Annotated in this window: 23 protein-coding genes; 8 read left to right on the top strand and 15 right to left on the bottom strand. The window is 57.1% G+C overall.

The genetic code is table 11. The features are described from left to right. The first annotated feature begins 84 nt into the window (after positions 1-84). Positions 85-1,191 (top strand): GGDEF domain-containing protein, encoded by a 1,107-nt coding sequence (locus AAFN83_RS11440; protein WP_347769362.1) that lies wholly within the window; start codon positions 85-87, stop codon positions 1,189-1,191. Between the two features lie 55 nt (positions 1,192-1,246). On the opposite strand, the gene rluF is transcribed toward AAFN83_RS11440, so the two are convergent. Beyond that, entirely contained in the window at positions 1,247-1,960 is a 714-nt protein-coding gene (rluF, locus tag AAFN83_RS11435) for a 23S rRNA pseudouridine(2604) synthase RluF (RefSeq protein WP_347769360.1), read from the bottom strand. Positions 1,961-2,174: 214 nt separating this feature from the next. Between rluF and AAFN83_RS11430 the strand changes: the two genes are divergently transcribed. The 3 genes from AAFN83_RS11430 (at position 2,175) to AAFN83_RS11420 (ending at position 4,261) form a co-directional block, all read left to right on the top strand. After that, positions 2,175-2,345, top strand: a complete 171-nt coding sequence (locus AAFN83_RS11430; protein ID WP_347769358.1) for a DUF1328 domain-containing protein — start codon at positions 2,175-2,177, stop codon at positions 2,343-2,345. 183 nt (positions 2,346-2,528) lie between these two features. Next, positions 2,529-3,401 carry an SDR family oxidoreductase gene (locus tag AAFN83_RS11425; protein ID WP_347769356.1) on the top strand — a complete coding sequence of 291 codons (873 nt, stop codon included), beginning with the start codon at positions 2,529-2,531 and terminating at the stop codon, positions 3,399-3,401. A 224-nt stretch (positions 3,402-3,625) separates the two neighbouring features. Further along, positions 3,626-4,261 carry a rhomboid family intramembrane serine protease gene (locus AAFN83_RS11420; protein WP_347769354.1) on the top strand — a complete coding sequence of 212 codons (636 nt, stop codon included), beginning with the start codon at positions 3,626-3,628 and terminating at the stop codon, positions 4,259-4,261. A gap of 80 nt (positions 4,262-4,341) precedes the next feature. On the opposite strand, the gene AAFN83_RS11415 is transcribed toward AAFN83_RS11420, so the two are convergent. The 6 genes from AAFN83_RS11415 to AAFN83_RS11390 form a co-directional block, all read right to left on the bottom strand. Next, complete coding sequence (locus AAFN83_RS11415) at positions 4,342-5,133, bottom strand: MBL fold metallo-hydrolase (RefSeq protein WP_347769352.1); 792 nt, start codon at positions 5,131-5,133, stop codon at positions 4,342-4,344. After that, positions 5,133-6,131 carry a DUF4253 domain-containing protein gene (locus tag AAFN83_RS11410; protein ID WP_347769350.1) on the bottom strand — a complete coding sequence of 333 codons (999 nt, stop codon included), beginning with the start codon at positions 6,129-6,131 and terminating at the stop codon, positions 5,133-5,135. Before AAFN83_RS11410 ends, AAFN83_RS11415 begins: the two co-directional genes overlap by 1 nt. A 173-nt stretch (positions 6,132-6,304) precedes the next feature. Then, complete coding sequence (locus AAFN83_RS11405) at positions 6,305-6,490, bottom strand: FeoB-associated Cys-rich membrane protein (protein WP_347769348.1); 186 nt, start codon at positions 6,488-6,490, stop codon at positions 6,305-6,307. 35 nt (positions 6,491-6,525) lie between these two features. Next, complete coding sequence (feoB, locus tag AAFN83_RS11400; RefSeq protein WP_347769346.1) at positions 6,526-8,535, bottom strand: ferrous iron transport protein B; 2,010 nt, start codon at positions 8,533-8,535, stop codon at positions 6,526-6,528. After that, positions 8,532-8,759, bottom strand: coding sequence for a FeoA family protein (locus AAFN83_RS11395; protein WP_347769344.1), 228 nt, complete (start codon positions 8,757-8,759; stop codon positions 8,532-8,534). The genes feoB and AAFN83_RS11395 overlap by 4 nt, the downstream gene beginning before the upstream one ends. Positions 8,760-9,006: 247 nt before the next feature. Beyond that, on the bottom strand, positions 9,007-10,047 hold the full coding sequence (locus AAFN83_RS11390; protein WP_347769342.1) for an alpha/beta hydrolase: 1,041 nt from the start codon (positions 10,045-10,047) through the stop codon (positions 9,007-9,009). Between the two features lie 278 nt (positions 10,048-10,325). Here AAFN83_RS11390 and wsfD point away from each other — a divergent pair, with 278 nt between their 5' ends. Then, complete coding sequence (gene wsfD / locus AAFN83_RS11385; RefSeq protein WP_347769340.1) at positions 10,326-11,807, top strand: glycan biosynthesis hexose transferase WsfD; 1,482 nt, start codon at positions 10,326-10,328, stop codon at positions 11,805-11,807. 113 nt (positions 11,808-11,920) lie between these two features. Here wsfD and AAFN83_RS11380 read toward each other — a convergent pair whose 3' ends face one another. Next, positions 11,921-12,118, bottom strand: a complete 198-nt coding sequence (locus AAFN83_RS11380; protein ID WP_347769338.1) for a hypothetical protein — start codon at positions 12,116-12,118, stop codon at positions 11,921-11,923. Between the two features lie 164 nt (positions 12,119-12,282). Between AAFN83_RS11380 and AAFN83_RS11375 the strand changes: the two genes are divergently transcribed. The 3 genes from AAFN83_RS11375 (at position 12,283) to AAFN83_RS11365 (ending at position 15,041) form a co-directional block, all read left to right on the top strand. After that, positions 12,283-13,521: an aminopeptidase gene (locus AAFN83_RS11375; protein ID WP_347769336.1), complete on the top strand. Its 1,239-nt coding sequence runs from the start codon at positions 12,283-12,285 to the stop codon at positions 13,519-13,521. An 89-nt stretch (positions 13,522-13,610) separates the two neighbouring features. Next, positions 13,611-14,519 (top strand): effector binding domain-containing protein, encoded by a 909-nt coding sequence (locus tag AAFN83_RS11370; protein ID WP_347769334.1) that lies wholly within the window; start codon positions 13,611-13,613, stop codon positions 14,517-14,519. A 156-nt stretch (positions 14,520-14,675) separates the two neighbouring features. Further along, positions 14,676-15,041 carry a VOC family protein gene (locus tag AAFN83_RS11365; RefSeq protein WP_347769332.1) on the top strand — a complete coding sequence of 122 codons (366 nt, stop codon included), beginning with the start codon at positions 14,676-14,678 and terminating at the stop codon, positions 15,039-15,041. Between the two features lie 85 nt (positions 15,042-15,126). Here AAFN83_RS11365 and AAFN83_RS11360 read toward each other — a convergent pair whose 3' ends face one another. The 7 genes from AAFN83_RS11360 to AAFN83_RS11330 form a co-directional block, all read right to left on the bottom strand. Continuing rightward, a complete protein-coding gene (locus AAFN83_RS11360; RefSeq protein WP_347769330.1) occupies positions 15,127-15,966 on the bottom strand; it encodes a sugar phosphate isomerase/epimerase family protein in 840 nt (279 codons plus the stop codon). A gap of 220 nt (positions 15,967-16,186) precedes the next feature. After that, on the bottom strand, positions 16,187-16,432 hold the full coding sequence (locus AAFN83_RS11355) for a hypothetical protein (protein WP_347769328.1): 246 nt from the start codon (positions 16,430-16,432) through the stop codon (positions 16,187-16,189). A 35-nt stretch (positions 16,433-16,467) separates the two neighbouring features. Next, a complete protein-coding gene (locus AAFN83_RS11350; RefSeq protein ID WP_347769326.1) occupies positions 16,468-18,192 on the bottom strand; it encodes a glutamine--tRNA ligase/YqeY domain fusion protein in 1,725 nt (574 codons plus the stop codon). A gap of 168 nt (positions 18,193-18,360) precedes the next feature. Further along, on the bottom strand, positions 18,361-18,864 hold the full coding sequence (locus AAFN83_RS11345) for an LURP-one-related family protein (protein ID WP_347769324.1): 504 nt from the start codon (positions 18,862-18,864) through the stop codon (positions 18,361-18,363). Positions 18,865-19,027: 163 nt separating this feature from the next. Next, positions 19,028-19,816 (bottom strand): DNA/RNA nuclease SfsA, encoded by a 789-nt coding sequence (locus tag AAFN83_RS11340; RefSeq protein WP_347769322.1) that lies wholly within the window; start codon positions 19,814-19,816, stop codon positions 19,028-19,030. Continuing rightward, on the bottom strand, positions 19,813-20,487 hold the full coding sequence (gene pgmB, locus AAFN83_RS11335; RefSeq protein ID WP_347769320.1) for a beta-phosphoglucomutase: 675 nt from the start codon (positions 20,485-20,487) through the stop codon (positions 19,813-19,815). Before pgmB ends, AAFN83_RS11340 begins: the two co-directional genes overlap by 4 nt. A 28-nt stretch (positions 20,488-20,515) precedes the next feature. Beyond that, entirely contained in the window at positions 20,516-21,538 is a 1,023-nt protein-coding gene (locus AAFN83_RS11330) for a phosphotransferase enzyme family protein (RefSeq protein WP_347769318.1), read from the bottom strand. Positions 21,539-21,776: the final 238 nt, after the last annotated feature.

Here is a 21,776-nt window from a genome sequence, read left to right as displayed (position 1 = left end):
CTTGGTATAATAGGCTTAAATGCCTATTACAAGGTTTCGCTCTCAGCAGAGCCTTGTTCACGGAGCGAAATGGAGGTGAGGCCCGTGAGTGAATCAGAACGAGGAACCCCCCATCAATGGAACAATCGGATTCTATCCGTCTATTGGGGAGTCGTCATCGTGAGCGCGCTCCTTATGCTGGTCCGAGGGTTCTGGCTTTCTGAGGATTTTTCGGAATTTTCCGCCTTGCGTTGGTTGGCTTGCCTGATGATCGTTGGGGTTTTGCTGGCCGCGGAAGCGGTACGGTTCATCCGAAAATCGATCCATCCGCTTACCGTCATTGCTACCGGAATGCTCATCAGCCTTGCGCTCATTCCGCTCGATACGAACCCGAATAACTTCCTTTACTACACCTCTATGCCGATGCTGGTCTCGGTCTTTTATTTCCGCAAAGCCTACACGCTGGTTACCGCTCTCCTGAGTTTGGCCGGAACCACCCTGCTCAGTCTCGTCTATAAGCCCCTCTTGGAGCTGTTCACCCTGAAGGCCCTCCTCGTCGATGTGATGGCCTACCTGATCGGGATCTGCATTCTGCTCCTTCTCATTGCACGCGTGGAGCAGCTCATGCGCGACCTGGCCAATGCCCTCGAGTCCAAACGGGAGCTGATGGTACGAAGCATCCTGATGGACAAGCTGGTGAAGACGGACCCGCTGACCGGCCTCTACACGCACACGTCTTTTCACGATTATTTGGAGGAATTGATCGAGCAGAGCAAGCGAATGCCGTTCTCCATTCACTTAGCCGTCATCGATGTCGACAATTTCAAGAAGTTCAATGATGACTATGGCCATCGCCTCGGGGACCAGGTGCTGTCCGAGGTCGCCCGGTTGATCTCCAAGATGATCGGTCCCGACGATTTCGCCGCCCGCTGCGGGGGAGAGGAGTTCTCCATCCTGTTCCTGGAGAAAACCTCCGACCAAGTCTTCTCCACCGTTGAAAAAATCCGCAAGCAGATCACCGAAATCTCTGTGATCGGACACCCCAAGATTCAAGTATCAGTCAGCATCGGCCTCAAGGAATATGAAGCGGGGCTCAGCAAAGATGAGTTTTTCAAGAACGCCGACGACTCCATGTACCTTGCCAAAGCATCTGGCAAAAACCGCACCATCTGTACGGAATGCCAACCCTCGCTCGTCAAAGAAAAAGACTAAAGGGCCTCACCGGGGACTGGACTGCCCCCGACAAAGCCCTTTGGTCTTTTTTTGCTCAGCGGCCCGATCGCGGACGATCGGTGTTGTGCCCCGGCACGAGTCCTTGCACCTCGTCCTCCGACAGCTTGCGCCATTGGCCGACAGCCAGCTCGCCCAAGCGAATGTTGATGATCCGAATCCGCTTCAAGCGCCGCACCTGGAACCCGAAATGGGCGCACATGCGGCGAATTTGCCGATTGAGGCCTTGGGTGAGGATGATGCGGAAGGTTCGGTCGCCGGTCCGGTGAATTTTGCAAGGCAGGGTGACGGTATCCAGAATCGGGACACCCCGGCTCATTCGAACGAGAACATCATCGGGGATCGGCTTGTCCACGGTAACGATGTACTCTTTCTCATGCCCGTGTTCGACTCGCAAAATCTTGTTGACGATATCGCCGTCATTGGTCAGAAGGATGAGCCCCTCTGAATCCTTATCGAGTCGGCCGATCGGGAAGATGCGTTCCGGATAGCCGACAAAGTCGACGATGTTGCCCCTGATGTGACCTTCTGTGGTGCAGGTGATCCCCACGGGCTTGTTCAAAGCCAGGTAGACCGTCCGCTTCTTCTCTCCAATCGATCGTCCATCGACCCGGACGTCATCGCCCGCCTCTGCCTGACTGCCCAGCTCGGCGCGCTGACCATTGATGGTCACCCGGCCCTCCTCTACCCACTTGTCCGCCTCGCGGCGCGAGCAGATCCCGGTCTCGCTGATAAACTTGTTGATGCGCATGCGTGCTTCCTCGCCTTCTTGCTCCTAAACATCTCTGTTTCCTACGATAGCAGAATGTCCCCCTCAGGAAAAGCGACAAGACCCGCGCGTTGATTCACCCCCTGCCCCCTCGGGTAAGAAAGGGCAGACAAGAAAGCCTCTCTGAAGGCGGCGAAATCAGCTCCATCAGGAGGATTTATCCAAACGCGCAACGAGCGCAGAAAGGCGGTTTACGATGTTAAAATATCCTTTGCTCTTTTTGATTGTCGCCATCATCGCCGGGATCTTCGGCTTTGCCGGCATTGTGGAAGCCGCTGCGAGCATTGCCAAGGTGCTGTTCGTGCTCTTCCTGATTCTCTTCGTGGTCTCCTTCTTCATAGGACGCCGCAGCAAGAGCACCTATTAAAGAGCGTAGTCATTCTGCAACCTCCCTATAGGTTCATCTTAATCGGAAGTGAGGCCGGTCCCCGGCTCCTGTCTTCCGATTTTTCTTTCACCGGTTTGTTGGTCCTTCGAAAGAAAGGGCATTCTACCCCCAGAAGCGCTTTTCCATTTCGCACGACTCACGACTTGAAAGGAGAAAGAACCCATGTCTTCCACGAACTCAAATCAAAAGCCTACCATGCCGCCTCAGCATCAGGATCGTCAGCCCGGAATCGAAAGCGAGATGCACCCCAAGCCGAAGGCAGTCGATCCAGCCTATAAGGGGAGCGGTAAGCTGAAGGACAAAGTCGCCTTGATCACCGGCGGGGATAGCGGGATCGGCCGAGCCGCCGCTGTCGCATACGCTGCGGAAGGAGCCCGCGTCGCCATCTCCTATCTGAACGAGCACGGCGATGCCGAAGAGACAAAGCGGCTCGTAGAAGAGCAGGGCGGCCAATGCCTGCTGCTGCCCGGCGACGTCGGGGACGAGGAGGTTTGCAAGAAGCTCGTCAAGGACACGGTGGAGGCCTTCGGCAGACTCGATATCCTCGTCAACAATGCGGCAGAGCAGCATCCGCAGGAGAGCATTGCCGACATTACGCGCGAGCAGCTTGAGAAGACCTTCCGCACGAACATCTTCGCCATGTTCTACCTGGTGAAGGCGGCGCTTCCGCATTTGAAAAAAGGGGCGTCGATCATCAACACGACCTCTGTCACCGCCTACAAGGGAAGCCCCGAGTTGCTGGACTACTCATCGACCAAGGGAGCCATTTCCGCGTTTACCTATTCGCTCTCCGGCAGCCTGGTGGAACAGGGCATTCGCGTCAACGCCGTTGCTCCCGGGCCGATCTGGACCCCGCTCATCCCGTCCACCTTCGATGCCAAGAAGACCTCCCAGCACGGAGCCAGCGTCCCCATGAAGAGGCCGGGACAGCCGGAGGAGCTTGCTCCCGCGTATGTGTTCCTCGCCTCGGAGGATTCGTCGTACATCACGGGCCAGGTGCTTCATATCAACGGAGGAACCGTTGTTCACGGATGATCCTTTTGGTTGCCCGTAGGTTCATTCCGTGATCGTGAAACAAACATTGGTTAGCTGTCGAGACGCTGCTGGCAAACAGGCTCCACCCAATGGGGGGAAGCCTGTTTGCCTTTCCTTCATCCAGGGGGCGAGTTTGACATTGGCTCCCCGAATCGGTACTTTGGATATACACCATCGCAACACGGGTCCCCGGACCCTCATGATCTGAAAAAGGAGTCTGCCCCATGCAATTCATCCGCTATGAAAGCTTCCGCCAGTACCTGAAGCTGTACCCGATCACTTCTCTTCTGATCGTGCTGAATGTTCTCATGTATATCATTTTAACGCTGGATGGTTCTTCTACCTCTCTCGCTACGCTGCTTCATTATGGCGCTATGTACAAAACCGATGCATTCTCAGCGGAGGCGATCGGGCTTGCCGCCGTTCCGGAATGGTGGAGATTCATCGCCTCCACCTTCCTTCACAACGGGGCCTACCATCTGCTCTTCAACATGTTCGGCCTGCTCGTCTTCGCCCCGCCGTTGGAGAGGACCCTGGGATCTGTCCGTTACACGATCTTCTATCTTGCGACCGGCGTCATGGGCAACCTGCTCTCCTACCCCTTGAACTCCATGGGCTATGTCGGCGTCGGCGCTTCAGGCGCCATCTACGGCATCTACGCCGCTTACATCTACATGGGCTTCTTCGGGGAGCGGCGGCTCGACCCGAGCTCGCGCCAAACCATCGTTACCATCGTCATTGTCGGTGCTCTCTATTCGTTCATCGTTCCGAATGTGGACGTCTATGCCCACCTCGGCGGATTTCTCGGCGGCTTCTTGCTGATGGCAGTGCTCTCCCGACGACCGAGCCTGCGAAGCTGAGCCTGTACCGCAAGCATCCCCGCATCATGACAAAGGCCGCATCTCCTTGCTGTTCAAGGAAGATGCGGCCTTTGTCATACTTATCTCTCGCAGGGACGGGCAAGCGGAAGGCGCATCCCCCGTTCGGCCAGCGATACATGCGGCGGCAGCGGATACGGCTCCCGCACGTCCACACCATGGGACATGTGCGTGAAATACACGCGACCGGGAGTGATCTCCCGAATCAGCTCTACCGCTTCCGTCATGTCATAGACGGAGCGGGTATGGAAGTCGAACTCTTCCTTGTAATAGCTGGTGCCGAGCACGAGCAGGTCGAGTCCGGTGAGGAAAGCCTTCTCCTCGGCTCCGAGGTTGATGGCATCGGGGCAATAGGCGAAGGCATACTCCGCCTTCTGGAGTCGATAGGCATAGGAATAACCGTTCTTGCCGTGGCACACCTTCTTCGTCGTAATGGACCAGTCGCCAAACCGCGTCCCCTTGTCGACCTCCCGATAATGCAGCTGATTCTCCAGCCACGGGTAGCGCTCGCGAACCTGCGTGAGCACCTCCGCCGGAGCATAGAGAATGCCCTTCTCCTTCGTCCAGCGGCAGCAATCCGCCCACTCGGGTAGCCCGGCCATATGGTCATAATGAGCATGGGTCAGAAGAGCGACCGGCATGCTCCGTTTGCCCAGTGCCTCCATCTGCTCCTTCCAATCCGGACCAATGTCAATCCAAAGCCCATCGCCCATCGCCGCCTCCAGATAAGCAGCGGAGCGCAGACGTCGATTGCGCCCATCTATCCGCGATTCGGAGCATACCTCGCAGTCGCAGTAAATCCGCGGCACTCCCATCGAATCTCCGTTGCCAAGAATGTGAAGAAAATCGGTCATCAGTCCCACCACAGGTGAAGGTATCGGTCTTCCTTCAGATAGGCAATCAGCTGCTCCATCGTGCCTACCCCCTGATCGACGAGATCCGGACAGAAGGCATACAGCTCCTCGGCAAAGGCTTCGATATCACTTGGCTGCTTTAGGAGCTCAAACCCGACACATTCCGTCTCGGCTGCATAAATGCGGATGCCATAACGGCGGTCCAGCTCCTTCAGCTTGGTGATGATGTCCTCCGTGGACAGGTCGTAGTTTGCCGCATCCGTCTGCGCGAGCCGCAAAATGTCGAAGGGCGTCTCCCCTCTTGCGACCACGACCTCAACACCTTCCTCTCTCACCTCACCACGCCAACGGGTCGTCCCAATGAAGGCGACCAGTTCGCCCTCCAGCCGGTCCTGTAGAGCATCTACCCAATCGCGGCCCAGGTCCTCATCCGCAATCACCGAGATTGCTTCTTGCGGATATTTCCGCGTACCGAAGTCGAATGTCATGTACGATCGTGCCGGCGTACCGGCCAGCTTCTCCAGCGCCCTGCCCGCCTCCCAGATGGAGTGGATCCGCTCATCGCCCAGCAGCTCCGCTGCGGGGATGTCCGGACGCGGAGATACGGGCAGCTCCAGCTCGGCTTCGATCTCGTCAACAGTCGGTTCCAATGCTGTCGAAGCGGGTTCTTCTGCCGGCTCGTCCCGCTCGTCTCCATCCTCCCGCTCGTCCTGCTCCCGCTCTCGATTCTCCAACTGCTCCCGAAGGGCCGCTTCCTCCTCCGCACGAGCCGCCTCCAATTCTTCCGGCGTATAGGCTTCTTTGCTGGTGCTAAGCCGGGCCATTCCGGCTTCCTGCTCGGTTTCCGCGGACAGATCCGGCGTCCAGCGAACCGGTACGATCGGCTGCTTGCCCTGCGGCTTCACTTCTGTCTTTTTCTTTTTAACTTTCTTTTTTCGCGATTGATTGGTGATCAGGATATACACAAACGCCAACAAAATACCAAAAAACAACCACATGTGCGTTCACTCCCCGCTCCTAATGCTGACCCTTATCCATTCTGTTGTCCATTATACCATAGCCTGCCTCTCCCCTTCATGAGCCGTCCCGGTTTTCGTGAGCAGCAAAAAGCCGTGCGGGGCGCCGAGAAAACGGCAACTCCCTGCACGGCTTTCATGAAACTCCAACTTCCTTACGACTTAGAGGGGCGTAACGAAGCGGTAGGTGAATCCGTTGTGCTGCAGCAAGAGGAAGCGGCACAGCTTTCGCTAAGCGAACAGGCCGAGCATTTGCCTTCCTTGCTCTTCATCACATGACGGCGAATCGTCCATCCGGCGTAAGCGAAAATGGCGAGGACAACCACGATGCTGAAGATCATGACTCCACTTCCTTTCTAGGATGGGATGAGTCGAATTATCCGAGACCAACCAGTTTGCCGCCTTGGTAAATGATCAGGCTGATGATATAAGCCAGAACGAAGGCATAGCCCATGGAGAACCAGGTCCAGCGGGCCGAGCCCGTTTCCTTCTTGATTACCCCGACGGTAGCGAGACAAGGAATGTACAGCAGGATGAAGGCCATGAAGCTGTATGCTTGCAGAGCGGTGAAATGGCCGGAGAGCAGAGCCCCCAGTCCATCCTCCGATACCGAATAGATGATGGCCATGGTCGAGACGACGACTTCCTTAGCTGCAAAACCGGTGATGAGAGAAGCGCCCGCCTGCCAGGTGCCAAAGCCGATCGGATGGAAGAGAGGCGCGATCACGCCGCCGATCATGGCGAGGAAGCTGTCGTCCATCGGAACGTCGAAGCCGCCGGGACCGGAGTAGCTGAGCAGCCAGATCAGAACGGAACCGCCGAAGATGAAGGTACCGGCTTTCTTCAGGAAGCCTTTGCCCTTCTCCCACGTGCTTCGGGCGAGCGTCTGCCATTGCGGTACACGATAGGGCGGAAGCTCCACCACGAACATCGAGCCGCCCTCTTGCTTGAGAATGGTCGACGAGAACAGCTTGGCGACCAGAAGGGCCACTACGATGCTCATCATGTACAACGAGAATGTGATGATCCCTTGCCTACCTGCGAAGAACGCGCCTCCGAACAGGATGTAAACCGGCAAGCGAGCGGAACAGGACATGAGCGGAGTAAGCAGGATCGTGAGCAGCCGTTCGTTCGGCCGTTCGATGGAGCGTGCGGCCATGACGCCGGGTACGTTACAGCCGAAGCCGATGACGAGCGGGATGAAAGCTTTGCCGTTCAGGCCGATGCGTTCCATCAGCTTATCCATTACCGTTGCGATCCGGGCCATGTAGCCGGAGTCTTCAATGAACGAGATGATCAGGAACAGAATGAAGATCTGAGGTGTGAAGACCAGAACCCCGCCTACCCCGGCTACGATGCCGTCGAGCACGAGCGCGCGGACGAAGGAGGTGGCGTTCACCATGTCCAGGAAGCTGGTCAGCCAATCCGTAAGGGTGCCGCCGATAAACCCGTCAAGCAGGTCAGACAGCGGTGTCCCTAACCAGTCGAAGGTGAGCTGAAAGGTTAAATACATGAAGACCATGAAAATCGGAATGCCGAGGAAGGTGTTCGTGACGATCCGGTCGATCCGGTCGGAGAAGGTCAGCTCCTGCTCCTTGGTCCGGGTAACGGACTGTTCGAGAATACCCGCGATCACCTCGCTGCGACGCTGACGAATCACTTGAGGAAGCAGCTTGATTCCCGTTTCGCGGGCAGCCGCTTGCTCCGTCTTCTGGAACAGCTCGGCAAGCCAGCTCTTCTCGATGGACTGCCCGAGGTAGTTCATCACCACTTCGTTGCCCTCAAAGAGCTGAATGGCGAGCCAGCGTTTGTTCGCCTGCAGCCCTTCCGGCAGCTTGCGGATAAGCGCTTCGATGCCTTCTTCCACCGGCTGGCCGTAGTCGATCTTGAAGGGGAAGATCTCTCTTTCTTCCTTGCCAAGCATGCGGCCGAGAAGTCCATCGACCCCTTGTCCCGTACGCGCAACCACCGGTGTTACCGGGGCGCCGAGCAATTGCCCGAGCTTGTCGACATCGATGGTGATCCCTTGCTGCTTGGCTACGTCGATCATGTTCAAGCCGATGACCATCGGCTTGCCAAATTCGAGCAGTTGGATCGTCAGGTTGAGGTTCCGCTCAAGCTGGGAGGCATCCACCACGTTGAGGATGCTCGAAAAGGATTCATGAAGCAAAAAGTTCGCCGTCACGCCTTCATCCTTCGAAAGCGGATTGACGGAATAAATACCGGGAAGGTCGATCAGATAGCCCTGCTTGTTCTTGAGCAAGCCCACCTTCTTCTCGATGGTAACACCGGTCCAGTTGCCTACATATTCATAAGAGCCCGTGAGAATGTTAAATAAGGAGCTTTTACCGGTGTTGGGATTGCCGGCGAGCGCGATCTGCATCATGCGGCTTCCACCATGATGTGTTCCGCTTCCTTCTTCCGTATCGCGATCCGCTGCCCGCAGGCTTCGATCGTATACGGTCCTCCGAAGGGCAGAGTCTTCTTGATCTGTATCGTCGTGCCTTCCATGATACCAAGGTCAATCAGACGGCGGCGCACCAAGCGGTTAACCGTCTCCAGGTCCGTAATCCGAACTTTATCCCCCACGTGAATCTCGGTAAGTTTCATCCCCATCATCCTCTTTGCTGCAGATTCGACTGATAATCATTATCACTGGACTAATTATAGCTCACCCCTACGGGATTTGAAACGTTTTTTTTACCTTTTTCTGTTACAGTTGAATGGACAATATGTGAGAATTTCATGAATCCTTCATGAACATGTGATAGATTTCACATCCATTTTCAGAAAAGAACCTTTTCCAAGGCAAATGTCCTGGGAAAAGGTTCTTTATCCGTTATGGAACCGGACTCTCTCACGTGGAGAGCAGCTTGGCTGCCTGCGCCCGATTCGCTTGATGAACGCTGTCGTAGAGGAACTTGATCGCTCGCTTCATGTACTCCTCTTGATGGTACTTGTAGATAAACTCATGCTGACCGTCCGGAAGGGTCCAGAGCTGGGTGCCGGGGAAATCCTTTTGCTCTTCGTAAAAAGAGACGACACTCGCTACCGGTGCCACCTTATCCTTCTCCCCATGGACGAGGAAGAGCGGCATCGGGTATTTGGTGCTCATCACCTGAGCGGTCGGAACCTGCTTGATGCTGTACCCGGTGTAGATCGGCGAAAGCAGGTTCAGCATGAACACGGACGGGGCCTTCGGCAATCGTGTGATCCGCTGCTTCACATTCTGGAAGACGGCATCCGAATCCATGATGAAGGTGCTGTCGAGGATCATGCCGCTAATATCCTCCGGGTCTTGAAGAGCCGTTTGAAGAGCGGTTCCCGCCCCCATCGAGAAGCCCCAAATGTAGATCTGCTCGTCGCCCAGTTCCTTCACCAGTTGGATTGCACCGCGAAGCTCCGACGATTCCTGGATACCTCCAGTCACGTAGTGGTCGGGACGAACGAAGCTGTAATCGAACATAAGCACATTAAAGCGATTATGGTGAAGCTCCTTGGCGATCTGATAGAGCGGAATCCAGGGTTCTTCCCGGTTGCCTCCATATCCGTGGGAGAGGATGACCGTGTTGCGCGATGCTCCTGGAATGTACCAGCCGTCCACCCGCGTCTTCCCATTTGCACTCGGGAATTCTACGTCGCTGTAGGGAAGCCCGATGGCCTTCCAGGGATTCGATCCGAGCGTGGGCACCGGAGGATTTTGCAGCTTGTAGAGAATATAAGCATAAAAGCCCACGAGCGCACCGGAAGCCAGGATGGCGAAGGTCAGCACCAGACTCAGAACAAGCTTCATTCTCTTGATCAGCTTGCGCGGACGGCGAAGCACGGGAACGTTTATGATAGCGCTTCCATCTATTGTTGCGGGGAAAAGGGTCAAGCTCGCTTCGGGTGTGCTCATCCGACATCCCTCCTTTATGCAAAATCATAGGCGAAAGTCTTGCTCGGGATAACCGGGACCTCAGAGGGACAAGCTTGCGACTCGCTTCCCGGGTGAGAGGTCATTAGCAGCAGAGTTCTTCTTTTCATTATAGTAGATTTTGTCGAAGAGTTGGTTAATCCCCATTTACGTTTGCATTACATTTCGATTACACCAGGTTTGGAGACCCCTTCTTTTTTCCCATACTGAGAGGAACAGATCTGTTGGTTTTCTCGGAAAAGGAAGGAGACGAAAGCGACATGCTTCAAAGGCTCAAGCAGCCTGAAACCTTGATGGTGATCCTGTGCATCGGCCTCTATCTGATGGTGCTGTACCGGGAGCCCGTCATCGGTGTAGCGGATAACGGCGACTTCGCCCGGGTCATGCCGGCGGCAGGCGTTCAGTATCTGGACTCGTCGGAATCATACGAGGATCGATATTTCCGCTATTCACACCAAGAATACGCCTTTGGCGCCATCCGACCGGGCGGTTATGCATCCTCTCAGCTTCCTTTTCTCTTTCTTGCGGGGCTAATCGGGCGCCTTGTCGGTGGAAGCTTCGACATTCGCATTCTCTCTGCTCTCTATATGGCGGTCTTCGCTGTGGCCCTATCCCTCCTCGTAAAGGGTACGAAGACCCGATTCCCCGCCCTCTCGCTCCTTCTCGTGCCGGTTCTTGCGCTCGTGTTCCTTGATGTCGGCTATCTGGCTTATTTCAACTCCTTCTACGGAGAGCCTGCTGCCCTCCTCTTCCTGCTGCTGACTACCGCGCTCGGGTTTGCCGTAACCGGCAGGGAACTGCCGTCCCGCCGTCTGCTCGCGCTGTTTCTTCTCTCAGCCGCTGCTCTCGCCGGGACCAAGCTGCAGCATGCGCCGATCGGCATCGCTTGCGCTCTCTTGAGCTTGCGCTTTGCCCGCCTGCGCGCGGATCGCGCATGGAAGCGGCTGGCCCGCGGCGGAGCTGCTGCGCTCGTCGCACTTTCTCTCTTGGTCGTTGGGATCGCTCCCGGGGGGCTCAAGCAGATCAATCTGTACCAGACGGTCTTTTACGGGGTCTTGAAGGACTCTCCCCATCCGGAGCGAGACCTGCACAGCCTCGGCCTGCCATCCAGGCTGGCCATTCTTGCCGGAACGAATTATTTTCAGGGGAATACGGTAATCCCTCCCGACGACCCGCTGCTTCACCGCGAGCTGTACGACAAGCTGAGTCATGCGGATATCGTTCGTTACTACCTCCTCCACCCGTTCCGGTTCGTGCAGAAGCTGGAGAACGCCGCACGCAACGCCATGATGATCCGCCCTTATTACCTGGGCAATTATGAGAAAGCGGCTGGGAAACCGCCCGGCTCCCTCTCGTTCACTTTCAGCTCTTGGAGCGAGTTCAAGCATCGCACCCTGCCGAACACCCTCGGCTTTACGACGGCGGTCTTTGCCTTTTATCTGGCCGGGGTTCTCGCTCGCCGCCGGCAAACCCGCGATCGTCGCGGGCGAATTCACCTGGAGGTGCTGCTTCTGTTGCCTGCTATTGCCGCCTTCTCCCTCGTAACGCCTATTCTAGGCGATGGAGAGGCGGATCTTGGCAAGCACCTGTTTCTGTTCAACGCTTGTTTCGATGCCATGCTGGTGGTCATGGCTCTTTGGATCGCATGGGTTCTTCGCCAGGCTGCGGAACGCGTCTGGGGAAGGAGGCGAATGCGGGCGAGGGCCCTTGTCCCGGCAGAGCGGGAGGAAGGGCAGGGCTAGCTTCCGATCTCCCTTATTCCGTTCCGCGATCCAAGCAATGAAAAAGCCGTTTCCACCCGGTTGGGGAGGAAACGGCTTGTTATATGGATTCGCCCGTTATGCAGGGCGCAGGTTCAGTCAATCGTCAACGGTTGAGCGGCAGCTGAGCTTTCCTCGGAATCCCCCGATCTGCGCGGCTCCAGGCCTCCGGCAGCCAAGAAATCAAGAAACAGAAAAGCTCGTTCCAGCTCCGTCAGCTTCTCTTCCAATTGCGCCATCTTGCCTTCAATGGAGGAAAACTCCTGATCTAGGTTTTCATACACGGCGGACATTGATTGTTCCCTCCCTTCCCTTTTCTTCCGTTGCCATACGATTCGAGGGGGCCTGTCCCTTTCAGTGGGTCGTTTGACAGAAAATTAGCTGCACGGTATAAAGAGGTAGACTGGGCTAAGCCTGCTTGCCACATCCACTTTACATAGGAAAGGAAGCTTTACTCATGACCCAAGATGCTTTTCACCGCAACCTAGACCACTATGCCGAACTCGCTGTTCGAACCGGAGTGAACCTTCAGCCGGGTCAAACGCTCGTAGTCAACGCTCCGCTCACAGCCGCCGAATTTGTTCGGGCCGTTGCGAGCAAAGCCTACGCCGCCGGAGCCGGCAACGTCCATGTGGAATGGACGGACGAGCTGCTGACCGCGATCAAGTACAAGGAAGCGCCGGAGGAAGCCCTCACCCGCGTTCCGCTCTGGAAGTCGGCTGGTATGACCGAGCTGGCGTTGGAAGGCGCCGCCTTCCTGTACATCAAGGGGACAGACCCGGACCTGTTCAAGGGCGTCGATCCCGCCCGCATCGCCAAAGCCACGAGAGCCGCAGCGGAGGCGAACCGGGAGTTCAGCACCTACACCCGCGGAAGTCTGGTAAGCTGGACGATCGTCACCGTTCCAAACGAGGGCTGGGCCTCGAAGATCTTCCCGAATGTGACTCCAGCGGAAGCCATTGAGAAGCTCTGGGAGCAGATCTTCCGACTCACTCGCTCCGATCAGGAGAAGCCGCTGGAAGCCTGGCAGGCTCACCTGGAGCGGCTGGGCCGCTGGGCTTCCTACTTGAATGAGAAGCGCTATCGCCGCCTCCACTTCAAGGCGCCTGGAACCGAGCTGGCGGTCGGCCTGCCGGAAGGGCACAAGTGGATCAGCGCTGGGGAAGAGAACGCGAAGGGCGTGCCCTTCGTCGCCAACATGCCCACCGAAGAGGTGTTCACCGCTCCGAATCGCAACGACGTCTCCGGCTACGTGACGAGCACGAAGCCGCTCAACTACAACGGGGCGCGGATCGAGAACTTTACCCTCACCTTTGAGAAGGGCATGGTAGTAGAGGTTCGTGCCGAACAAGGCGAAGACATCCTCCGTCATCTGATCGAAACCGACGAAGGGGCGGCACACCTCGGCGAGGTGGCGCTTGTTCCGCACGAGTCGCCGGTGTCGCAGTCCGGTCTGATTTTCTACAACACCCTCTATGACGAGAACGCCTCCTGCCATCTGGCGATCGGCTCCTCGTTTCCAACCTGCATTGAGGGCGGAGCCGGCCTCTCCCGGGATGAGCTGAAGGAGAAGGGCTTCAACCAAAGTCTGGTGCATACCGACTTTATGATCGGCTCGGCCGAGATGGACATCGACGGCGAGACGGCCGAAGGCGTTCGCGAGCCGCTCTTCCGCGCCGGCAACTGGGTGATCTGACAAGCCGGCCCTCCCCGGGCAATTCCGCAAAAAACGTCAAGAGAACATTTGTTTTCTCCGCTATCGTAGAGAGAGAAGGAGGCTTAGGGATGAACGACTACCACGAGCGCATCCAGCAGGTAATCGATTATATCGAGGACCATCTGGACCGGCCGCTCAGCCTGTCAGAGCTTGCTGCTGTCGCGGGCTTTTCGGACTTTCACTTTCACCGTGTCTTCCAGTTCATGGTCGGTGATACCGTGATGGACTACGTGCGCAAGCGCAAGCTAGCCGGCGCCGCTTATCGCGTCTCGCACACGAAGGACCGCTTGCTCGACATCGCGCTCGATTCGGGCTTCGGCTCGCAGGAAACGTTCATCCGAGCCTTTCGCAAGCTATTCGGCATAACCCCTGGCATGTACCGCAAAAGGCGGGTCGACACGCCTACGTACCCCCGGGCGTCCGTGCGAAAGCAGCGGCTTCAACCTTACCTGGGAGGAATTCAAATGGACTATCGCATTGAGGAAAAACCGGCTTTTCATGTGCTGGGCTATACGATGGCTACTCGCAACACGGACGGGCAAAACATGAAGGAAATCCCCGCCTTTTGGGTAAAGTACATGACCGAGAACTGGGGGAAGGCGCTGAACGAGGCTACCGGGAATGTGAATGAATACGGCTTGTGCTGTGACTTCAACATGGAGACCGGAGAATTCACCTACCTCATTGGCGTCGATGCAGAGGAATCGGTTGCCCCTCCAGAAGGGGCAGTCCTGCGTTCCTTCCCCGTCACCACGTTCGCCATCTTTACTACCCCGAAGGTCCCGCGCGAGAAGTTCACGGACTCCATTCAAGCGACCTGGGGACAAATCTATGGCGAATGGTTCCCTCATTCCGACTATGAGCACTCGGGAGCAGGCTTCGAGTTTGAGTATTACGACGAGCGCTGCTTGGGCGATGAGAACGGGCTGGTTCAGCTCGATATCTACATCCCGGTGATGAAACGAAAGGCGCAATAGGCGTCTGCTGGTTTCCTATATGTGAAGAAGGCTGCTCCATTTGGGGCAGTCTTCTTCTACCCTTTGATCGTGTTTGCAAATCCATGAAACGGTAGACTCCTTCGACCGAAGGCCGGGTTGGCAAACACGCTCTAGCGGCAAAAGGAGATGCATTCGATGTTTAAGAGGCTGGAATGCGTGAGTCTGTATACAAGCGATATGGAGAAATCCCTTTCCTTTTACACCTCAATGGGGTTAGTGGAGAACTGGAGGATAGACCGTGCCTTGGAGGATGGGGTTACCTGGACGCTGATCGGGTTAACGTTTCCTCAAAAGGATAGCTCGGAACTCGTGCTTAGCAATCATCCCGAAATCCATTATACGGAAGTGGAGATTCTGGTAGATGATGTTCGTCAAGCTTACCAAGAATTAAAGCAAAATGAAGAAATCAAATGGATAAGAGCTCCCTTTGCCACAGAATCCGGCTATGTTGCGGTCATGCAAGCCCCGGATGGCAATGTGTTCGTTTTGGTTGGGAAGTAAGAGCCGAGCCTGCTAAAAACAGCCTTCATTCCGTGATCGGGAACGAAGGCTTGTTTTCTTTGGGGCGAGACTACCTGCCGCTCGCTTAGCCGTTCAGCTTGATGCCAAGCTCCTCCGCCGTGCCGCGGATGTAGGCCGCAGCTTCACGCCCCTCCGCTTCTGTCGCCAGATGCTCGATGATGAGTGATGTATCTGGAGCAAGCTTGTTCAACTCGGTGAGAAACACGCGGTAATCCAGCAGACCGCGTCCGGGAACCACTTCATTCAAGTGAACCGTAAGTCGTCCCTCCAGATGAATATCCTTGGCATGGGCGTTCTTGATATAGGGGCCGAGCTTCGCGAAGAAGTCACGGATCATCGCTCCGTTCTGATAATAGGTTCGCGGGCTCGTGATCAGGTTGACCGGGTCGAGGTGCACCGCTGTGCCCGGGCGATCAATAGCCTTTATCAGCGCCAGGTAGGTGTCCGCACTGTCGGGAAAGATCCAGGGCATCGTCTCCAGCGTATAGAAGGTGCGCATCGGCTTCACAGCGTCGAGAATCTCCCGCACCGTGTCCACGATGAGCGTAAAGGTCTCCTCCGAGAAGTTGTCGGGATGCGGCCCGTCCCACTGCTCGCCGCGCGACCCGGCAATGTTCACACAGCAGCGGGCGCCGATACGTTCGGCCAAGGCGAGCTGCTGCTGGCAATAGCGAATTGCTTCACGCCGCTTGGCCGGATCGGCGCTGAGCGGGTTGCTCCACGCGCCAACCTCCGCGATCACGATATCCTGCCGGCCGGCCTCATGCGCATAGGCCTCCTGCACCGCCTCATCCGCTTCCGCCGAAACAGGGAATACGGCGGCGCGATACCCTTCTGCCGTTACGGCAGCCGCCCACGCCTTTGGGTCCTCATACGTACCAAACAGCTGTCCTCCCAGTCTCATGGCCAGCACCTCCCTCATCCTTTGTCCAAATTCCGTTCTACTCTTTCTCTTCACGGCTCTATTGATTTCATCGGCGCCATAACCAAACCAAAACCGCTCCCTCGGAGGATGGGAGCATGACCAACCATAACCGATAAGAGCGGTTTGTTATCCATTATAGTGGGGAAAAAGCTCTCTTCATCAAAAGCTCCCCATACGGGTTCATACTAAGCGCCATGGCTCAGGAAGGATCGCCAGACGAGTCCGAGCGGTCCGAGCCCGAGAAGAACCCGAGAATGCCAGTGGCAAGTCCCGTGATCAGCAGGATCAAGCCCAGCACGCTCGCCGTACCGAAGCCGATCCCGGCCAAAATCAGCAGGAGGCCGAATAGAATAATCCGTTCCGGCCTCAGCCGGATATCGAAGAGCTTCACCCAGCCAACGCCGCCTGCGACCAGAACGAGGCTCAAGAAGATGGCAACGGCCATCATGCCCCCTCCTTCCTACACCCGAAACTCGGATGTTATTTCACCACGAACGAGCTCTTCAGCGACACCGTTCGATTGATCACCAGGTGCTCTGGAGTCGAATCCTTCGGATCAACGTTGAAGTAGCCGTGGCGGAAGAATTGATACTTGTCATGAGCCTTCGCATCCTTCATGCCCGGCTCGACGAAGCCGTTCTGTACGGTAAGCGAGTCCCGGTTGATCTTGTCGAGGAAGGACTTGTCCTCTCCCGCCGCTCCGCCGGTGTATTCTTCTTCGCCTGCCAGTTCGTCCGCAGCTTCCTCTTCCGGTGCGGCTTCGGCGCCATCAAGCAGGATCGGTTCATACAGCCGGAACTCGGCTGGAACAGCATGGGTGGCTTCGACCCAATGGATCGTCCCCTTCACCTTGCGGCCGGTGAAGCCGCTGCCGCTCTTCGTCTCCGGGTCGTAGGTGCAGCGAAGCTCAATCACGTTGCCGGCTTCATCCTTCACGACCTCTTCGCATTTAATGAAGTAAGCATGCTTCAAGCGCACTTCATTGCCGGGGAACAACCGGAAGTACTTCGGCACTGGATTTTCCATGAAGTCTTCGCGCTCGATGTAGATTTCACGGGAGAAGGGGATTTGGCGGTGGCCCATCTCCGGATTCTCCGCGTTGTTCTCGGCGTCCAACCACTCGACTTGCCCTTCCGGGTAGTTGGTGATGACGACCTTAAGCGGGTCGATGACGGCCATCGTCCGCGGTGCCTTGAGCTTCAAGTCTTCGCGGATGAAGTGCTCCAGGTATTGCTCGTCGACGATGCTATAGCTCTTCGTTACACCGATCTCGCGGCAGAAGTTCCGAATCGCTTCCGGCGTGTAGCCCTTGCGGCGAAGCCCCGCGATGGTAGGCATCCGCGGATCGTCCCAGCCGTCAACGATTCCGGCATCCACAAGCGCCTTCAGCTTCCGCTTGCTCATGACCGTGTTCGTCACGTTGAGGCGGGCAAACTCGTATTGATGCGGCGTATTCTCCATCTCGCATTCGCGGACGGCCCAATCGTAGAGCGGACGGTGATCCTCATACTCCAGGCTGCACAGGGAGTGGGTCACGCCTTCAACTGCGTCTCCAAGCGGATGGGAGTAATCGTACATCGGGTAGATGCACCACTTGTCACCGGTTTGGTGATGGTGGGCATGCTTGATGCGGTAGATAACCGGATCGCGCAGGTTGATGTTGGGCGAGGCCATGTCAATCTTGGCGCGGAGCACCTTTTCCCCGTCCTTGAATTCTCCGTCGCGCATCCGCTTGAACAGGTCGAGGTTCTCCTCTACGCTGCGATTCCGGAAGGGGCTGTCCTTCCCGGGCTCCTTAAGCGTACCGCGCGTCTTGCGGATTTCCTCCGCCGATTGATCATCGACGTAGGCTTTTCCTTTTTGGATGAGAAGGACGGCCTTCTCGTAATTCATCTCAAAGTAGTCGGAGGCGAAGTGCAGGTTGTCCCACTCGAAGCCGAGCCACTTGATGTCGTTCAGGATGCCTTCGACGTATTCCGTGTCTTCCTTGACGGGGTTCGTGTCGTCAAAGCGCAGGTTCGTCTTGCCCCCGAACTCGTCCGCGAGTTCAAAGTTCAGGCAGATCGCCTTGGCGTGGCCGATGTGCAGGTAGCCGTTCGGCTCCGGGGGAAACCGCGTGACGATCGTGTTCTCCCTGCCGGATTTCAAATCGTCGATGACGATGTTCTTGATGAAATTCGATGAAGTCGGTTTTTCCGTATCCATAAAACCCAGCCCTTCCGGTTCGTTGTCAGCCGTTGCATTGTCCCGGCCGTTTCGTATCTCCTTATAGTACACAATTTTCGAAGAAAATATAATGGGAGCGGCGGATTTTTGGAAGAGTTCGCATACAAGAGTTGGCCGAGCAAAATAGAGCATGTTTACAAACGCGCTCTAGGTAGAGGCGCTGCTTCCGGCGGCGCCGTCGTGCTTCTGAATGGCGTACAGGCCCATGACGACCGCGACAAGCTCATAGTCGTCCAACTGGGGAGAGGAGTTGGTCAGACGGAAGGCATCCGAGGAGAAGAAGCCGCTCGTCTTCTCGAAATGAGCTACCGTTTGCCCGCTTGAATCGAAGATCTCGTACTCCTTGGAGAAGATCGGTGAGCGAATCTCATAGACACCGCGTTGACGAGCATCGTACTCAAAACGCTTCGTGCTCAGGCTGAAGCGGGGGCGCAGCTTCCCGACCTCCTCACCGCGGCAGTTCGAAATCGTCCACCTTCCCGAAAAAAGAGTGAAGCGCCCGGAATACGCCAGACGATCCGCCGCATCGTACACATCGAGGGAGGAGCTGAACGCCCCCTTCAAATCAATCCGCCCCGCTGCTTCCCCGGCCGAACCGAGAATCTCGGTCTCTCCCATGCTGAAAAAGTTGTCTCGAAAGAAAAGTGTCACCTGTTCTTCGACTCCTTTCATATCCCGGGGCTGGAGCGGACTACTCGCTGCTTACTGCATGCTGTTTGGTGCCCATTCCATACGAACAGCCCACGGTTGGTTTACGACCCCGCATCAAGAGCTATCGCAATCCCATCCTTATCTTCTAGTAATACGATACAGCCTACAAGCCGGTTACAGGCACCGGCCGGTTAAGCCGAAGCGTATCCGGTGTCACCTGGCAATCGCAGGCCGCCATGTGCACCCCTGCGGCGGAAGCTCGCTGCAGCGCATCGGTAAAGGCCGGATCGATGCGTCGACAGGGGGCGAAGCCGCGGATTTCCTCCATCTGGATGACGAAGAGGACCGCCGCAGAATGACCCTCGCGGGCTGCCGCAGCAAGCTCGTCCAGGTGCCTTGCTCCTCTCGCTGTCGGGGCATCGGGGAATTCGGCAAGTCCCTCTGCCGCAAGCGTCACGCCCTTCACCTCCAGCAGGAGGCGGCTTCCGTTCGCCGCTTCGAGGGCGAAGTCAAAGCGGGACGCGCCGAAGCGCACTTCCCGCCGAACGACGTAAGGATGAGAAGGCGATGGAGCCGGGGCGCGAGGTTCGACTGCTCGGTCTGCCTGTGATCGGTCAGGCAGGAGCGGCAGGTTAGCAGCCTTCGTCCACAGCCAGTCGGCCAGCCAGCCGTCCTCGCGGAGCAGCTCCTCGTGGACGACCTCGTTCGGCGCCTGCGAGTCGATGTTCACGACTCGCTCCCCCTGCCGCACGGCCACGAGCGAGTGCGCGGTGCGGCGCGTCGGGTTGCCGGACGGCTCCAGGTACACCTCGGCCCCCGGCACGAGGAGCTCGCGGAGCCGGCCCGTGTTCTTCACGTGCACGCTCTCCTCGTGCCCGTCGCGGAGCACACGCGCGAGAAAACGGCTCTCCCGCTCAAGCAGGAGAGCCGGAACCACGCTGCGGTACCTCATGGCCGCGGCCTCCGCGCCGCAAAGCGGCGGGCGAGCTCCGGCCAGCAGAGCTCCTCCGTCCCGGCGGCGTGCCACTCCGCCGCGGCGAGGTAAGGCGCGGGCCCGACGCCGACGGAGAACATCGGCGTGACGAGGATGCCCGCGAGCCCCGCTTCGCCGTCCTCGACGGCGGCGCAGGCGACGGGCGGCACGCCGAGCTCGTGCGCCGCCGCGAGAAACAAGTCGGGCGCGGGCTTCGCCGCCACGACGCGGGGATCGGCGAGCACGGCGAAATAGCTGGCGAGGCCGAGCCGCTCCAGCACGAAGCGCGCGTTCGAGCTGGAGGAGGCGAGGCCGATGCGGACTCCCGCCGCGCGTAGCTCGTCCAGAAACCGGGGGATGCCGGGCAGCGTGTCCTTCGGACCGAGGGCATGGATCATCTCCTGGTAATAGCGGTTTTTGCGCTCGCCCAGCTCCAGCGTCTCGCTGTCGGTCAGGGCGAGCCCCGCCTTGGCGGCGATGGTGCGAACGATGCGGGAGCGGTGAATGCCTTTGAACGAGTCGTTCTCCTCGTCGGTTACGGTCACGCCCAGCTCTGCCGCAAGCTTACGGTTCGCCCGGTCGTACAACCCGTTCGTATCGGCGATCACGCCGTCCAGGTCGAAGATGACCGCGGTCAATCTATCGTTCATGAGGTACCATCCATTCTGTGAATTCCTTTTACAGGTGAGCCGCCATCCCCCCGTTTTCCAGGCAAGCGGTTGCCCGCTCATGCCAAAGCTTAAAGTAGCGGAGGCGGTTGTTGAAATAATCGTCATTGTACCACGTGCAGCCCGCGTTCCATTCGATTGCATCGGCATGGAGGGCAGCTAACCAAAAATCCCGGAGAGCCGCGAAGGCAGGGATGAGGTCTAGCTCCATTTTACTCAACGGGCGAACCGATTGGTAGCCTTCGAGGAATGCCTTCCATGGCTCCTTGTCGACATAGCCCTCCTCACCGAACGTCTCATTCCAGGCGAAGACGCAGATATCATACGCCCGCCAGCCATACCCCATGCAGTCGAAGTCAAAGAGCGTCGGCTCTTCCCCCTGAAAATGCACATTTCCCCCATGAACGTCCCCGTGACAATACCCGTAGTAGGGCTTCTCGTACCCCAGGTTCTGCTCGATGAACTGGCCCAGTTGCTCTGCCGTCTTTTGAAAGAATGGATAGTCTTCGGTTCGGTGCTTCAGGTGGGGTCTGACTTTGTTCAAAGGGTTCTGGATGAGCTGCTGCAGGTCGATGGCCGGACGGCTGACGGTGAAGTTCTGTTCGTCGGCGATCTGATGAAGGCGGGCGAGCGTGCTCCCCAGGCGGGAGGCTTGTTTGACTTTGTCTTGGGAGGGTGCCCACTTGGCCTCGGCAAAAAGCACGGCATACCGGACTCCCTCCGCAGCTAGAATCTCCCACACAAACGCGAAATCCTTGCAGGGGATCGGTGCCGCCACGGAAATGCCGTGCTCCGCCAGCGTGTTCATCACCGTGACTTCCTCTTCGATATCCTTTTGTTTCAGGCGACCGGTCAGCGAGATCCGCAAAAAGAAGCGCTTCTCCCCGGCATCCACCACGTAAATATCATTAATTCCACTGTCGAAGAGCCGACACTTGATCGGCGTCTCCCATTCATAGCGCTTCGTTAATTCGTGCTTCAAGGCATCGGGATGCAGTTGGGAGTAGCGAACAGAAAATACAGCTTCGTTCATATAGAACCTCCAGAAAGGGGGAATGAGAGTGGAATCCGCACATTGGTCTAGGGTGAACCCACTGATTACTCTCATTCTAGGCGAACGGATACGCCCGGTGCAGTCCACAAAATGGGTATAGTCATTTTCTCTCTGCTCCGACGTCCTATTAACGGGGTTACCGTGGGGATCGGCGTGATCGAAGCTTCGAAGGCTAAGGGTTAGTAGAGATTCTTGCTAACACTTGCGACCGTTAGAA

It is taken from the genome of Gorillibacterium sp. CAU 1737 (assembly GCF_039888655.1).
Taxonomy (GTDB): Bacteria; Bacillota; Bacilli; order Paenibacillales; family NBRC-103111; genus Gorillibacterium.
The sequence above is the reverse complement of the archived record's forward strand: the minus strand, read 5'-3'. Positions and strand labels throughout refer to the sequence as shown.